Annotated in this window: 12 protein-coding genes; 5 read left to right on the forward strand and 7 right to left on the reverse strand. The window is 73.0% G+C overall.

Annotation, left to right across the window (positions count from 1 at the left end):
- Positions 1–83: 83 nt before the first annotated feature.
- Positions 84–788: a TetR family transcriptional regulator gene (locus GXW83_RS13715; RefSeq protein ID WP_182443347.1), complete on the forward strand. Its 705-nt coding sequence runs from the start codon at positions 84–86 to the stop codon at positions 786–788.
- Positions 789–848: 60 nt separating this feature from the next.
- Here GXW83_RS13715 and GXW83_RS13720 read toward each other — a convergent pair whose 3' ends face one another.
- On the reverse strand, positions 849–3,113 hold the full coding sequence (locus GXW83_RS13720; RefSeq protein WP_182443348.1) for a tetratricopeptide repeat protein: 2,265 nt from the start codon (positions 3,111–3,113) through the stop codon (positions 849–851).
- Between the two features lie 145 nt (positions 3,114–3,258).
- Between GXW83_RS13720 and GXW83_RS13725 the strand changes: the two genes are divergently transcribed.
- Entirely contained in the window at positions 3,259–4,437 is a 1,179-nt protein-coding gene (locus GXW83_RS13725) for a cation:proton antiporter (RefSeq protein ID WP_182443349.1), read from the forward strand.
- A gap of 64 nt (positions 4,438–4,501) precedes the next feature.
- Here GXW83_RS13725 and GXW83_RS13730 read toward each other — a convergent pair whose 3' ends face one another.
- A complete protein-coding gene (locus tag GXW83_RS13730; RefSeq protein ID WP_182443350.1) occupies positions 4,502–5,317 on the reverse strand; it encodes a hypothetical protein in 816 nt (271 codons plus the stop codon).
- Positions 5,318–5,488: 171 nt separating this feature from the next.
- On the opposite strand from GXW83_RS13730, the gene GXW83_RS13735 reads away from it, so the two are divergent.
- Positions 5,489–6,115 carry a precorrin-8X methylmutase gene (locus GXW83_RS13735; RefSeq protein ID WP_182443351.1) on the forward strand — a complete coding sequence of 209 codons (627 nt, stop codon included), beginning with the start codon at positions 5,489–5,491 and terminating at the stop codon, positions 6,113–6,115.
- 11 nt (positions 6,116–6,126) lie between these two features.
- Here GXW83_RS13735 and GXW83_RS13740 read toward each other — a convergent pair whose 3' ends face one another.
- The 3 genes from GXW83_RS13740 to GXW83_RS13750 form a co-directional block, all read right to left on the reverse strand.
- Positions 6,127–6,930 carry a cobalt-precorrin-6A reductase gene (locus GXW83_RS13740; RefSeq protein WP_182443352.1) on the reverse strand — a complete coding sequence of 268 codons (804 nt, stop codon included), beginning with the start codon at positions 6,928–6,930 and terminating at the stop codon, positions 6,127–6,129.
- A 205-nt stretch (positions 6,931–7,135) separates the two neighbouring features.
- Positions 7,136–7,888 carry a hypothetical protein gene (locus tag GXW83_RS13745; protein WP_182443353.1) on the reverse strand — a complete coding sequence of 251 codons (753 nt, stop codon included), beginning with the start codon at positions 7,886–7,888 and terminating at the stop codon, positions 7,136–7,138.
- Positions 7,885–8,484 (reverse strand): RNA polymerase sigma factor, encoded by a 600-nt coding sequence (locus GXW83_RS13750; RefSeq protein ID WP_182443354.1) that lies wholly within the window; start codon positions 8,482–8,484, stop codon positions 7,885–7,887. Before GXW83_RS13750 ends, GXW83_RS13745 begins: the two co-directional genes overlap by 4 nt.
- A gap of 529 nt (positions 8,485–9,013) precedes the next feature.
- Between GXW83_RS13750 and GXW83_RS13755 the strand changes: the two genes are divergently transcribed.
- Complete coding sequence (locus GXW83_RS13755; protein ID WP_182443355.1) at positions 9,014–9,859, forward strand: SAM-dependent methyltransferase; 846 nt, start codon at positions 9,014–9,016, stop codon at positions 9,857–9,859.
- Between the two features lie 96 nt (positions 9,860–9,955).
- Here GXW83_RS13755 and GXW83_RS13760 read toward each other — a convergent pair whose 3' ends face one another.
- Both GXW83_RS13760 and GXW83_RS13765 read right to left on the reverse strand, forming a co-directional pair.
- Positions 9,956–10,783, reverse strand: a complete 828-nt coding sequence (locus GXW83_RS13760; protein ID WP_182443356.1) for a C40 family peptidase — start codon at positions 10,781–10,783, stop codon at positions 9,956–9,958.
- Between the two features lie 57 nt (positions 10,784–10,840).
- On the reverse strand, positions 10,841–11,518 hold the full coding sequence (locus GXW83_RS13765) for a hypothetical protein (protein ID WP_182443357.1): 678 nt from the start codon (positions 11,516–11,518) through the stop codon (positions 10,841–10,843).
- A gap of 749 nt (positions 11,519–12,267) precedes the next feature.
- On the opposite strand from GXW83_RS13765, the gene GXW83_RS13770 reads away from it, so the two are divergent.
- Entirely contained in the window at positions 12,268–14,535 is a 2,268-nt protein-coding gene (locus tag GXW83_RS13770) for a LamG domain-containing protein (RefSeq protein WP_182443358.1), read from the forward strand.
- Positions 14,536–14,611 lie beyond the last annotated feature (76 nt).

The raw sequence follows: 14,611 nt of genomic DNA on the forward strand, positions 1-14,611 counted from the left end.
TGAAACCGGCAGTACTGCCACGTTAGCAAACGTGGCAGTACTGTCACCTTTCTGGGGTGGCTTTGGCCTGAGATGATCGAGGCGTGGAGAGCACAGACACGGCAGCGCCGGGCCCGGCCGGGCCCGCGCCAGGACGCAGAGAGCAGAACAGGCAGCGCACGCACCGCTCCCTGGTCGAGGCGGCTGGACAGCTGTTCCAGGAGAAGGGCTTCGAGGCGGTGACCGTCCGGGACATCGCCGCCGCCGCCGGAGTGGGGGAGCGGACCTTCTTCCGCTACTTCCCCTCCAAGGAGAGCCTGGTCCTGCAGCAGGTGCGGGATCTCATCCCGTCGCTGGAGGCGGCGATCCGCGCCCGCCCGGCGTCCGAGCCGCCGCTGACCGCCCTGCGCAACGCCGTGCTGGAACTCGCCCGGCGCGAGGGCGCCAACCCGGCGATCCTGCTGGCCGGACCCCTGCCGCCGAGGATCGACCCCACCAGCCGCGGCGACCGGTTCCTGCTGTTCGACCTGGAGGAGGCCGTCGCCTCCGCGTTCCTGGCCCGGCTCGGCCCGCCCGGCGACGGGATCGCCCCGCTGCCGGGCTGCGACGCGCGGGCCGCCGGGGCGCCGGCCCCGGACGTACCGGCCGCCGACCGGGCGACCGCGCTGCGGGTGGCCGTGCTCTCCCGCACGGGCGTGGCGGTGATGCGCTCGGTCCGGCTCGCGTACGCCCAGCTGCCCGAGGCCGAGCGGGCCGACACCGATGTGACCCAGCTGGTCCACGCCGCCTTCGCGGCCCTGCAGGACTGAGCGCCGCAGGACTGAGCGCCGCAGGGCCGGACGCCGCAGCGCCGGACCCCGCAAGTCGCCTCAGGGCCGGTCGCTGCTGCGGTCCAGGCCCGCCAGTCGGCGCTCGATGCGGTCGCCGTCGGCGACCCGGTGCTGCGAGAGGTAGAGCAGCCGGGCCCGCTGCCAGACCTCCCGCGCCTGCTCCGGCTCGCCGACGGCGAGGTGGGCCTGGGCCAGCTGGTCCAGGGTGTTGGCCTCCTCGTACGGGCTGCCGAGGCCGCGCAGCAGCTCGAGCGCCCGCCGGTAGCACTCCATGGCCGACCGGTGGTCGCCGATCGCACTGTGGGTCTGGCCCAGCCGCCCCAGCGTCCCGGCCTCCTCGTAGTCGTTGCCCAACTGGTGGAACTGCTCCAGGGACCGCCGGTAGTAGCTGAACGCCCGGTCGTGGTCGCCGATGCGGTGCGACAGGTAGCCCAGGCTGTCCAGGGTGGCGGCCTCGCCCTCCCGGTCCTCGGCCGCCAGGAAGAGCGCCAGCGCGGCCTCACAGTAGAGCCGGGCCTGCTCGTGGTGGCCGAGCCGGGCATGGAACCAGCCGGCCTGGTTCAGCGCCGACGCCTCCCAGAGCCGTCCGTCGAGCGTCCGGTAGATCTCCAGGGCCGCTTCGGAGTGCTCCAGCGCCTGCGGGTCGTCGCCCTCGCGCTCCCAGGCGCGGGCCAGGGAGTGGTGGGTGTTGGCCACCTCCTTGCGCGAGCCCGCCGCCTCCGCCATGGCCAGCGCCCGGAGCAGGTGCGCCACCGCCTCGGCGTGCTGGTCGGTCCGGGCCAGGGCGTCGCCCAGCAGGCGGTGCGACCGGATCAGGGTGAGCGGATCGGCCAGGTGCTCGGCCGCGTGCAGCCCCGCACGCCAGTAGTCCACCTGGTCCTGGAGGTAGCCGAGCCGTATGTTGGAGTCGCCCACCAGCCAGGCCAGCTGCCAGACCTTGGCATGCCAGCCCTGCTCCGAGGCCGCCCGCCGCACCGCCAGCAGGCAGGAGCGCTCGGCCTTGAACCAGGCGAGCGCCCTGGCCTCGTCCGGCAGGCGCAGCGGCCGACTGCCCGGCACCGGCTCGCCCAGCGCGATCGCCGCCCGCGAGGGGTTGACCAGCCGGTCCCCGCCGTCGGCGGTGTGCAGGTAGAAGTCGGTCAGCCGACGCAGCGCCATCTCCTGCTTCTCGGGCGGGAGTTCGCGCCGGGCCCGGGCGCCGCCGTCCAGCCGGACCAGGTCGTGCATCTGGTAGCGGCCGGGGGCGTGCTCATGGGTCAGCGACACCCGTTCGAGGGCGCGCAGTATCCGGCCGGCCGCGCCGTGCGGGCCGACCACGGCAGCCGCCGCCGCGACGCTGATGTCCGGTCCCGGCGCCAGGGCGAGCAGCCCGAACGCCTCGGCCTGGTCGTCCGGCAGGGCGGCGTACGACCAGGAGAGGACGGTGCTCAGGGTGGCCTCGGAGTCGCCCTCGTCCAGCGCCTCGAGCCGGGTGAAGGCGTCCGCCAGCTCCGCCGCTATCGTCTCGAACGGCGACCAGGGGTGCAGCCGGGCCCGGCCCGCCACGATGGCCAGGGCCAGCGGCAGCCCCTCGCACCAGGCCAGCACCTCCGCCACCGCCCGGGGTTCGGCCTCCAGCCCGCGCGCGCCCAGCCGCCGCACGAGCAGGGCCTTGGCCTGCGCCTCGTCCAGCACGTCCACCAGGACCGGGTGCGCGCCGTGCGCGGTGACCAGCCCGGCCAGCTGGTTGCGGCTGGTCACGATCACCGTGCAGCTCGGACTGCCCGGCAGCAGCTCGGCCACCTGCGAGGCGTCCCGGGCGTTGTCGAGGACCAGCAGCATCCGCCGCCCGGCCACCTCGCTGCGGTACCGCTCGGCCTGCGCCCCCTCCGGGACGGTCGAGGGGTCGACGCCCAGCGCGTCCAGGAAGCCGCGGACGACCGCCGACGGCGCCAGCGGCTCGCTGACCGGGTCGAAGCCCCGCAGATCCACGAACAACTGCCCGTCGGGGAAGCGCTCCAGATGGCGATGGGCCCAGTGCAGGGCCAGCCAGGTCTTGCCGATGCCGCCCATGCCGCAGAGCGCGGACACCACGACCGTGCCGCGCCTGCCGTCCGCCTCCGCGCCGTCCAGGGCGGCGGTGAGCGCCGCGAGTTCCCGCGTCCGGCCGACGAACATCCCCGGCGAGGCCGGAAGCTGACGCGGCACCACCACGGTGCGCGGGGGAGCGTAGTAGTGCACCCCGCCGCTGATCGAGCCGGCCTGCACGACCGGGCCGGAAGTGGAGCCGCCGAACTCGTTGTGGACCTCGAAATCGCCTGGCACCTCACCAGTGTGCGGCATATGGGCGCATTTGAATGCCTGTTTACGATCTAACCCGGTATCGGCTTGTGGCCACGGCGGGTGAAGCACCCGCTGCGGACCCGCGCTACCGTTGCGGATCATCCTTCCCGACCGGAGGTCCGCGCGCGTGAGCTTCACGACCCTGGCTGTGATCTCCCTGGCCGCGCTGCTGGGGCCGCTGCTGGCGCTGCCCGAGCGCTGGCACCTGCCGGTCGTGCTGGGGGAGCTGGCGGCCGGGATCGTCCTCGGCCCCAGCGTCGTCGGTTATCTGGACGCGGGCAACAGTACGTTCACGTTCCTTGCCGACATCGGCTTCGCGCTGATCATGTTCGTCGCCGGTGCCCGGGTGCCGCTGCGCGACGCCAGCCTGCGCGCCGGGCTGCGCACCGGCGTGCTGCGCGCGGCAGCGGTCGGCCTGCTCGCGGTCGGCCCCGCCTTCGCCGCCGCCAGGCTGTTCCACACCGGGCACACCGCCCTGTACGCGGTGCTGATGGCGTCCTCGTCGGCCGCGCTGGTCCTGCCGATCGTGGACTCGCTCTCGCTCGGCGGCCCCCCGGTCCTGCAACTGCTCCCGCAGGTGGCCGTCGCCGACACCGTCTGCATCGTGGCGCTGCCCCTGGTCATCGACCCCCGGCACGCGGCCCGGGCGGCGTTCGGCGCGCTGGCCGTCATCGGCTGCGCCGCCGTGGCCTTCGTGGTCCTGCGCCGACTCGAACGCGACGGCTACCGGCGCCGACTGCACCGGCTCTCCCAGGAGCGGCGGTTCGCCCTGGAGCTGCGGATCAGCCTGGTGGTCCTGTTCGCGCTGGCCGCGCTGGCGGTGCGGACGCACGTGTCGATCATGCTGGCGGGCTTCTCGTTCGGCCTGGTCGTCGCCGCCATCGGCGAGCCGCGGCGGCTGGCCAGGCAGCTGTTCGCGCTGAGCGAGGGGTTCCTCGGCCCGCTCTTCTTCCTCTGGCTGGGCGCCTCGCTGGACCTGCGCGCGCTGGTCCACCATCCCTCGTTCGTGCTGCTGGGCCTGGCGCTGGGGGCCGGAGCGATCGCGGTGCACGCCGCCATGCGGCTGAGCGGCCAGCCGGTCAGCCTCGGCGCGCTGGCCTCGGCCCAGCTGGGGGTGCCGGTGGCGGCGGCCACCCTGGGCACCCAGCTGCACCTGCTCCGGCCGGGCGAGGCGGCCGCGGTGATGCTGGGCGCACTGGTGACCATCGGCGGCGCCATCGCCGCCGGCTCGCTCGCAGTGCGGGCCGGTCTGACCACCCCGCCCGAGGCCGCCCCCGGCCGGGCGGGCGCGGCCAAGCCCGCCTAGCCCCGCCCCGCCGGTCGGGGCGCGGGCGGGGCGGGGCCGTCGGTGCGCGGCAGCTGCCGCGCGGTCAGTTCTGCAGGGTCTCGCCCTCGAAGGGGGCGCAGCTGCTGTCGGTCCGGTAGGAGGTGACGGACCAGCCGGCCGGCAGGGTGGAGTTGGAGCAGGCCACGATCCCGTTGTACGGGGTGGTGTACTGGAGCCCCTCGGTGAGGCCGCACCCCGGGTAGCTGCTCCAGACCTCGGTGACCACGTAGCCCGCGGGGCCGACGCCCTGGCCGCAGGCGACGATGCCGCTGTGGACCGGGTTCAGCGTCTCCTGGCCGTAGCCGGCGCAGGCGGTGCCCCCGCTGACGGCGGTGACCACGTAGTTGTTCCAGATGGAGGTGTTGGCGCAGGCGACGATGCCGGGGGTCTCCTGGTTCAGGGTCATCGACTGTCCGCTGCACGGGGCGTAGGTGCCGCCGGAGATCGCGGTGATCACGTAGGGGTTGGGCAGGGAGCTGCCCAGGCAGGCCAGGATCCCGTTGTACGGCTGGTTGATCGTCTGGGTCTCGTAGATGCCGTCGCACTGCGGCTGGCCGGTAGTGGTCCCGGCGATGACGACCCACCCCGCCGGGAAGGCGATGCCGACGGTGCACGCCTTGGCGCCGTTGGAAGGCAGCGCCACCGTGTACAGCAGCGAGCCCTGACAGGAGCCGGTGTTGGAGACGGCGGTGACGATGTAGCCGGTGGGGAACGCCTGGTTGGCGCACACCGAGGTCACCGTCCTCGGGGTCGCGGCCTGCGAGGCCGCGGCGCCGGGCACGGTGAGCGCGAAGAACGCCAGCGCGGCGACCAGGGGAAGGGCAAGGGCTCGGCGTAACAGCTGCCGGAGACGGTTCACGGGCACGCTCCTTCGATCGGACGGACACGAATCGCGCGGTACGGCCCCGAGGCTAGCAACTGAGATGGATGAGCATCAGAGTCGAATTCACTTTGGCTTATTCCCTCCGTGCGGGTGCCGCTCTGATCATCTGTATGCTCGCTGCCGGGCAACGGCGGCCAGGAGGACTGCGTGATCGAGTACGAGCGGGACGGTGCGGCCATCTACCGTCAGTCCTTCGCCACCATCAGGGCCGAGGCGGAGCTGGGCGGCCTGCCGGACGACGTCTCCCGGGTGGCCGTGCGCATGATCCACGCCTGCGGCATGGTGGACCTGGTCCGCGATCTGGCCTTCACCCCGCAGGTGGTGGCCAGGGCCCGGGCGGCGCTGCGCGCGGGCGCGCCGATCCTGTGCGATGTGACCATGGTGGCCAGCGGAATCACCCGCAGCCGGCTGCCCGCGGGCAACGAGGTGCTGTGCACCCTGTCCGACCCCTCCGTGTCCGAGCTGGCGACGCGGCTGGGCACCACCCGCAGCGCCGCCGCCGTCGAGCTGTGGCGGGACCGGCTGGACGGCGCGGTAGTGGCGGTGGGCAACGCCCCGACGGCGCTGTTCCGGCTGCTGGAGCTGGTGGAGGCGGGAGCGCCGCGCCCGGCGGCGGTGATCGGGGTGCCGGTGGGCTTCGTCGGCGCGGCGGAGTCCAAGCAGGCCCTGGCCGAGCACCCGTCCGGCCTGGACCACCTGGTGGTGCACGGCCGGCGCGGCGGCAGCGCCATGGCCGCCGCCGCCGTCAACGCCCTGGCCAGCGAGCAGGAGTAGCCGGCGGGCCGCTACCGACCGGTGCGGTCCGCCAGCCCGGTGCGGTCCGTCAGCCCGGTGAGGTCCGTCGCCCCGGTGCGGCGGAGCCAGTCGAGCGCGCCCGCCACGTCGGTGGCCACCGGCACGCCCGGCGGCGCGGGCGGGCGGGTCACCAGCACCACCGGCAGCGCCAGCTCCCGGGCGGCGGCCAGCTTGGGCGCGGTGGCCTCGCCCCCGCTGTCCTTGGTGACCAGGACCTGCACCCGGTGTGCGCGCAGCAGCGCACGCTCCCCCTCCAGGGTGAACGGGCCCCGGCCGAGCAGCACCTGCATGCGCGGAGGCGTTGGAGGGAGTGGCGGTTCGACCGAGCGGAGCAGGAAGGAGAGGTCCGTCAGCGGGGCGAAGGCCGCCAGGCCCTGGCGTCCGGTGGTCAGAAAGACGCGGTGACCGAGTGCGGGGAGCAGGGCGGCGGCCTGCTCCAGGGAGCTGACGGGGTGCCAGCGGTCGTCGGCGGTCGGCGCCCAGCCGGGTCGGCGCAGTGCGAGCAGGGGGACGCGGGCGGCGGCCGCGGCCTCGGCCGCATGGTGGCTGATGGTGCCCGCGAACGGGTGGGTGGCGTCCACCAGGGCGTCCACGCGGTGTTCGCGCAGCCAGTCGGCCAGGGCCCGGCTGCCGCCGAAGCCGCCGATGCGGACCTGGCCGGCGGGCAGCCGGGGCGCGGCCACCCGCCCGGCCAGCGAACTGGTCACCCGCAGCGTCGGATCGGCGGCCAGCTCGGCTGCGAGCAGTCGGCCCTCGGTGGTGCCGCCCAGGATCAGGACGTGCCGCACGGACATGGAGGGAACCCCTGGAAGGTGTGGTCATGGCGGTCGGCGAGGCGGCCGGGAAACGGTGGGAGCGAGGCAGGGCAGCCTATCGGGCGGCGGCCCCCGGTACGGCGGCAGCCCGGCAGCGGCCCGGCCGCCGCCGCGAGCGCCCGGCCGCGCCGGGTCAGCCGGGCCGGGGTCAGCCGCCGGGCCGGGGCCGCCGTCCGACGCGGCCTCAGCGGGAGGCGGCCTGGGCCAGCCGCTGCGGCAGCCCGCTGTGCGGCAGCGGATAGGCGTCGACCTCGCGGTCCAGCAGGTGGTGGCTGCTGCCGTAGAGGCTGTTGACCGCTGCCTCCACCGCGGGCGGCAGATGCGGTGACTTGCCCTGGCGGCACTGGGCCAGCAGCGCCTGCCGGGCCTCGCTGGACAGCAGTGGGGGGCTGCCCGGGCGGCGGTGCTCGGGCGATCGCCGGTCGCCGGTCTGCAGCCCGTCGGCCTCCAGCCGCCAGAGCTGGGCGGTGCGGTGCTGGCCCTGGTGACGGTGGAGCAGGTACAGGCAGAAAGCGGCGGTCGGGCTCTCACCCCCGGCCGCGTACTGCCACCAGTACTCGGCGGCGTCGCTGTGCCCGGCCAGGAACAGCAGGCAGCCGAAGACCAGCGCGCCCTCGGTCTCCGCGCCGCAGCGTTCGGCGAAACGGTTCAGCGCGTCCGCGGCCTGCGGGTCGCCCAGCACCAGCGAGACCGCCAAGTGCACGTCGCGGGCGGCGGTCTGGCGGATGGACTGGGCACAGGCGGGCACGCAGACCGGCACCCGGGCCTCGGCCGCCGAGGCGCCGACGGGCGGCGGGCGGTGGTGCCGACAGGCTCCGGCGCGGTCCGGCCCGGCCGGGGAGACCCCCCGGGTCGGCCTGCCCCGCTCCGGAAGCAGGTCGAGATCCTCCAGCAGTGCGTCGAGGTCCTGCGCCCCCCGAGGCGCTCGGTTGCTCACGTCTCCTCCTTGAGCAGGTGCTTGAGTTTGACGGCGAGCCGCCTCTTGGCCCGCATCGCGTGGGAGCGCACCGTCTCGGCGGTGATGCCCAGGGTGGCGGCGATGTCGTGGTCCGCCATGTCGAAGGCATAGCGCAGGGTGATCACGTCGTACTGCCGCTCCGGCAGTTCGGCGATGGCCCCGTACAGCCCCAGTTCGCTCTCCAGGACGTCGAACTCGCCCGTGGCCTCGCGCAGCAGCAGCCGGCTTATCGCGTCCCGGAACTCCTTGGTGTCCGGGACGACCGGGGTGCGCGAGCGCTCGCCGAGCCAGGCCGCGGTGTGGTCCTTGAGCACCGTCCACGCGTACTGCGGCACCGAGGGCTTCAACAACACCTCGTCCCACTCCTGGGCGAGCTGCTCGCAGACCTGGCGCACCAGTTGGGCCGCCTGCCTGCCGTCGACGACCTGGAGCGTGGCGTAGCGCAGCCACAGCTTGTGGTGGTAGGTGACGAAGGCGTTGAGCGTCAGCGTCTCCCGGCGCTGCGCCAGCCGCTCCGGGCTGACCAGCACAGGTGCGGCCGCCAGCAGGTCGTCCGGTCGGATCGGCTGGTTCATCCTGTCGCCGCCTTCCGGCCGGCCGGGCCCGCCGTACGCGCCGCCGGCCGCACGCCTAAGGAGGCGGCTGGCTGCGTGCCGGTCTTCGGGGCGGTCGTCAGCAGGCGTGCGGCGGCTCCCCGGACCACGGCATCGCGGATCTTGATCAAGGGCATTCCAGTCTCGCGGGCACCGCGCCGCTCCCGGATGGAGGCGGCGTCGGTCGGAAGCTGCACGCTCCCATCTCAGCAAAGCCGATGGGCGGCCCGTCCGTTGAAGCAGGATCGAACTTTTTCTCGCTCCAGGTGAGGGTCCGGCTACCCAGCGGGAGCCCGGTGGCCGGAGAACGGCGCGGCAAATGCCAAGAAAAGGTATAAAACGGGCGTAATGGCGAGTGAATTCGGCTGGGTCGCGCGCTTGTAGGCTGCGCGGGCCGGGGAGGAAGCCGGGGGGTGGCGAAACCTGGCGAACCCCTGGCTCGGGTCGGGGCGGAGATATGCGCCACCCCCGGGACGACACCACCGAAGCCCGCACCGCACAGGGGGAGCACATGATCAGTGATCGGAAAACCGGCGACCGGCGGCCCGCGGAGCAGGAAACCGGAATCGATTTGCAACTTGACCGGCCGCATTCCGCCCGGATGTACGACTACTACCTGGGTGGCTACACCAACTTTCCGGCCGACCGCGAGGCGGCCGGCAAGGCGATCACGGCCTTCCCGTCCGCGCTGGTCGCCGCCCGGGCGAACCGCCGGTTCATGCACCGCTCGACCCGCTGCCTCACCTCCCTGGGCATGACCCAGTTCCTGGACATCGGCACCGGCATCCCCACCTCGCCCAACCTGCACGAGATCGCCCAGCGGGCGGACCCGTCGGCCCGGGTCGTCTACGCCGACAACGACCCGATCGTCCTGGCCCATGCGGCGGCGCTGCTGCACAGCACCCCGGAGGGGCGCACCGCCTACGCCCCCGGCGACGTCACCGACCCGGCCGCCCTGCTGCACTCGCCCGACGTCCGGCGCACCCTGGACCTGGACCGGCCGGTCGCGCTCAGCCTGAACGCCCTGCTGCACTTCGTGCCCGGCGCCCAGGAGGCGCACGACATCGTCGAGTACTTCAAGAAGGAGCTGGCCCCCGGCAGCACGCTGACGATCACGCATCTGACCGGGGATTTCGACCCGGAGTCGATCGACCGGCTGGTGCAGATCTACAAGGCCGCAGGCACCCCGGGCACGAGCCGGACTCTCAGCGAATTCACAGCGTTCTTCGCGGGCTGGACCCTGCTGGAGCCCGGCGTCACGCCCACCCAGCGGTGGCGCCCCGACCCGGAGGACAACCTCGGCGGTATCACCGACGCCGAGGCGTCCTGCTACGCCGCCGTGGCCCGCAAGCCCTGACCCGGCGGCGCCGCGCCGCGGAACGCGAGCAGCCCGCAGCCCCCGTGCGGGGACTGCGGGCCGGTGGCCTCGGTGGCCTGGACTACGTGACGGGTGTCACTTCCAGCTGTGGTAGGCGTAGCGGTGGTAGCCGTAGCCCGAGTAGGACGAGTGCGAGTACGCGCTGGTCCAGGCCCAGCGGCCGGAGCCGTTGTAGCCGGTCTGCGAGCCGCTGTCGCCGGAGCCGGTGGACGAGCCGGAGCCGGAGGAGTCGGAACCGGTGCTCGGCTGGGTGGCCGTGCCCGTGTCCTGGCTGCTGGTGGTGGTGCCGGTGGTGCCGGTGCTCGCGGTGGTGCTGCCGGTGGTCGTGGTGGCAGTGGTGCTGGTCGCGGGCGTGGTGGTGGTGCTGGCGGTGCCGGTGATGTTGTTGTAGCGCAGCGGCGTGTAGTCGCTGGTGGGCCAGCCGTCCAGGGAGCTGGCGTCCAGGCTGCCGGTGTAGGTGTTGGTCAGCTCGCTGGGGTTGTTCTCGGCGTAGTAGGTGAAGGTCCCGGCGGACTGGTCGACCCAGCCGCCGAAGAGGATCACGTGCTCGGCCGTGTAGTCCAGGGCGTCGCCGGGCTGCAGGTCGGAGCTGGCGATCTGGGTGGAGACGCTGGGGAGGGTCTGCGTGACCATGCTGGAGCTGAGGTCCCAGGCCATGGAGACGTAGCCGGAGCAGTCCTCACGGTAGGAGCCGTTGCTGTCCGAGTAGTAGGCGCCCTGGTTGTAGGGCACGCCCTCGCTGACCCAGCTCTGTGCCCGCTGGATGACCTCGTCACGCGAGATGCTGCCGCCCGTCGTGGTGTCGGCGTGGGCGGGGACAGCGGCGAGCAGGGAGGCAGAGGCAATGGCGGCCCCGACGAGGCCGGACAGGCAGCGGCGCGAGGAGGGCATGTGCATGGGCATGGGTGACTCCGGGTTCCGTGGGGGGTGAAACGGGGGGTGGGGGAGAGCCCCCGCCGACTAGCTCAGCTGTCGGGTGACGGCGCTGAGCAGGGACAGGTCGGCGCGGGTGTCGTAGACGACCGGGTGGGCCGAGGCCCACTGGTCGAAGTGGATGACGGCCAGGGTGTCGCCCACCTGTACGGCATAGAGGTGGTCGGTCTGCGGCCCGGCGGCCGACAGACCCTCGACTCCGGTCCACTGGCGCGACCAGGCACTGCCGGCGTCGGTCGCCGCGGTACGGGTGACCTTGGCGTCGACGGCGATGTGGGCCGCGGCCTGGAGCGTGCGGGACCGGGTCTGGCAGCCGTCCATCTGCGACGCCAGGCTGAGCCGCGCGGCGTGCGCGGCGCTGCTGCTGGCGAAGGTGAAGACGTCCTGCTCCGCGGGGGTCTGGAAGGTGCTGGCGTATGCCTGCTGCTGCCAGGTGACGGCGCCGTGCACAGTGGCGCACTCGTTGACCTGGATGGTTCGTCCGGTCACGGTCTGGGTGCGGGGCGGGGCGATGGACTGCCACTTCTCGGCGGCGCCGTCGGGGAGCTGGGCGGCGGTGAGCCGGACAGCGGAGACAGGTGACGGTGCGGAGCCGGTGGTGGCCGGGGGAGCCGTGGCGCCGGTCAGGGCGGCCGCGGCGGTGGGTGAGGCGCTGCTGCATCCGGTGGCGCACACCAGGACGGCCAGCGCGATCAGGGCGCCCACGATGCCGAGGACGGCAGGGCGGGCGTGAGTGGTCGCGGGTCGTATGGAGCCGGGCATAGGCAGGCCTCTGGTCGGGGACAGGTGGACACGGCGGCACGGAGGTGTGGAGATGCCCGGGCGGGGGATGTTTCCTCGCGGGCAACAGCGGGCACCGGACAGGTGTGCCACCGCTGGATCACGCCAGGCGGTCCTGGCGCTGAGTACGGCTGTCCTCTGGGTGAGGCGGAGGCCGGTGCTCCGGATTCTTATTGGCTGGTTCGTAGGCTGTCAAGTAATGGTTTTGTGCCTATTTGCCACTCAAAAGCTACATATCTAAGGCATGTGGGCTTTATGTCCGTTTTACTGGCTTAGCGTGTGAAATGCTCTGCGGGTCGGCGGGGGTGCCGCCGAGGGGGCGGCGAGGGGTTCCGAGAGGTGTCCGGAGTCCGGGCTGACCCCACTCGGCCATGATCACGGCGGCGGTCGCCATGATCGACGCGGCGGGGCGGCCCCGGAGCGTGCGGCGGAGCGGCCGGGGGTGGCGATCGGGCCACGGCTGACGGTCCGCTCCGGCTCCGACTCGGCCCCGAGCTGGCCTCCGGCAGCCCCGCGGCGGCCCTCCTTGCGGTCCACTGCGCCTATTCGGCAAGGCATATGACAATTCATCAGAAATGAAATGTTCCTGCAGAAGTCCGGGCGGGTCGACCCCCGCACGTCTAGTCTCCTGATCTAGCCGAACCGTGGAGGTTCGATGAAGAGGAGGGAACCGCGTGAAGAGGTCCCGTGCACGTGCGGTGCTGGCGGCGATCGCCCTTGCCGCTGCTGCCGGCACTGCGGCAGCGCCCGGCGCCGCCGCCGCCCCGGTGGCGCCGGTGGCGTTCACCGCGAACAACCTGCCCACCTGGCAGACCAACGGAGTGGTCTGGGCGTTAGCCCAGGCCGGTGGCCTGGTCTTCGCCGGAGGCACGTTCACCGCGATCCGGCCGCCGGGCTCGGCCATCGGCGTCAACGAGACGCCCGCAGCCAACTTCATGGTCCTGGACGCCGCCACCGGCGCCCCGACCGGCTGCCGACTGAACTTCACCGTCAGCAGCGGAACCCCGACCATCCGCGCGCTCGCGGTCTCGCCCGACGGCCGCACCCTCTACGTCGGCGGGTACTTCGACCACGTCAACAACGCCTACGTGCAGAACCTGGTCGCCATCGACATCGCAAGCTGCAGCCTGGACACCGGCTTCACCCCGTCCCTCGACGCCACCGTCCGGACCATCCTGCCGACCGGCACCGGGCTCTACGTCGGCGGTGACTTCACCACGGCCGACGGCGTCGACCGGCAGCACCTGGCTCAGCTGAGCAGCACCGGCGCGCTGACCGCCTGGGCCCCGACGACCGACCAGACCGTCCGCTCGATGGTGCTCTCGCCGGACGGCAGCGAGGTCGTCGTCGGCGGCGACTTCAACACCCTCAACGGCGGGAACTCGCACGCCCTGGGCATCGTCAACGCCGGCACCGGCGCGACGGTCAAGGACTACCCGCTCGGCTTCATCGAGCAGAACTCCGTGGTCAAGGACCTCATCAGCGACAGCACCGGCTTCTACACCGCCAACGAGGGCACCGGCGGCGGCGTCTTCGACGGCCGGATCGCCATCGACTGGTCCACGCTGAACCAGCGCTGGCGCGACACCTGCCTGGGCGCCACCCAGGCCCTCGCCCTGTACGGCGGCGTCCTCTACGCGGGCTCGCACACCCACGACTGCTCCAGCATGGGCGAGCAGCCGGACGGCCGCCGCCAGCACCTGATCGCCGAGCCCACCAGCACCGGCACCGAGCTGGGCTGGGATCCGGACACCAACGACGGGCCGCCCGCCGGCACCACCCTGCCGCCCGGGATACCCCCGGTCGAGGGCGTCGGCCCGCGCGCCATGACCATCGCCACCGAGGGCGGCGAGCCCTACCTCTGGGTCTCCGGGGAGTTCACCAGCGTCAACGGCGTCGGCCAGCAGAGCCTGACCCGCTTCGGCACCGGACCGGACCTGGCCGCCCCGACCGCGCCCGCGCTGAACGTGGTCCCCGGCAGCAGCCCCGGCCAGCTCCAGGTGCGGGTCCGCACCGCCACCGACGAGGACGACCCCAGCCTCACCTACAGCATCTACCGGGACGGCGGCAGCACCCCGGTGTGGACCGGCACCGCGAGCTCGCAGTGGTGGTCACGCCCGCAGATCGGCTTCACCGACACCGGGCTGACCCCCGGCACCGTGCAGGTGTACCAGGTCAAGGTCTCCGACGGGCGGAACACCGCCGTGTCCGGCACCGTCGGCGCCACCGTGCCGGGCGGCTCCGACGCCTACGCCGACCAGGTGCTCGCCGACGGCGCCCGGCTGTTCTGGCGCTACGACGGCAATGCCGCCTTCGTCGCGGACACCTCCGGCGGCGGCCAGACCGGGCTGTTCAACGGCGGCGGGACGCTCAACGCCACCGGCGGTCCGATGACCGGGACGCCGGACGGGAGCATGACCTTCAACGGCAGCTCCGGCTTCGTCTACGACGAGGTGCAGCAGACCGAGCAGACCAGCTACAGCGCCGAGGTGTGGTTCAAGACGACCACCACCAGGGGCGGCCAGCTGCTCGACTTCAGCAACAAGCAGACCGCCACCACCACCCGGCCGACCTACGGCGACCACCTGGTCTACCTGACCAACGCCGGGAAGGTCGCCTTCGGCTCCTACAACTCCGGTACGCACGCCGTGGTTTCGCCCCGGTCCTACAACGACGGCCAGTGGCACCAGGCCGTCGTCACGCAGGGTCCGCACGGGATGAGCCTCTATGTCGACGGGGCCCTGGTCGGCAGCGGCACCACCCTGGCGACCAGCAGCTACGTCCCCTACGGGTACTGGCACGTCGGCGGCGACGCGGTGACCGGCTGGCCGCAGGCGCCCTCCAGCGCCTACTTCGCGGGCTCCATCGCCGAGACCTCCGTCTACCCGACCGTGCTGACGGCCGCCCAGGTCGCCAAGCACTACAGCCTGCGCACCTCCTGACCCGGCCCCCGGCGCGGGCGGTCGGCGGCACCGGGCCCGCCGACCGCCCGGGTGCGGCGAGAAGTCCTAGACTTCC

The organism is Streptacidiphilus sp. PB12-B1b, assembly GCF_014084125.1.
Taxonomy (GTDB): Bacteria; Actinomycetota; Actinomycetes; order Streptomycetales; family Streptomycetaceae; genus Streptacidiphilus.

Coding starts and splice junctions, on each gene's coding strand:
- GXW83_RS13740 (WP_182443352.1), bottom strand. CDS start 6,930: ATGTCCGTGCGGCACGTCCTGATCCTGGGCGGCACCACCGAGGGCCGA.
- GXW83_RS13750 (WP_182443354.1), bottom strand. CDS start 8,484: ATGAACCAGCCGATCCGACCGGACGACCTGCTGGCGGCCGCACCTGTG.
- GXW83_RS13755 (WP_182443355.1), top strand. CDS start 9,014: ATGATCAGTGATCGGAAAACCGGCGACCGGCGGCCCGCGGAGCAGGAA.
- GXW83_RS13760 (WP_182443356.1), bottom strand. CDS start 10,783: ATGCCCATGCACATGCCCTCCTCGCGCCGCTGCCTGTCCGGCCTCGTC.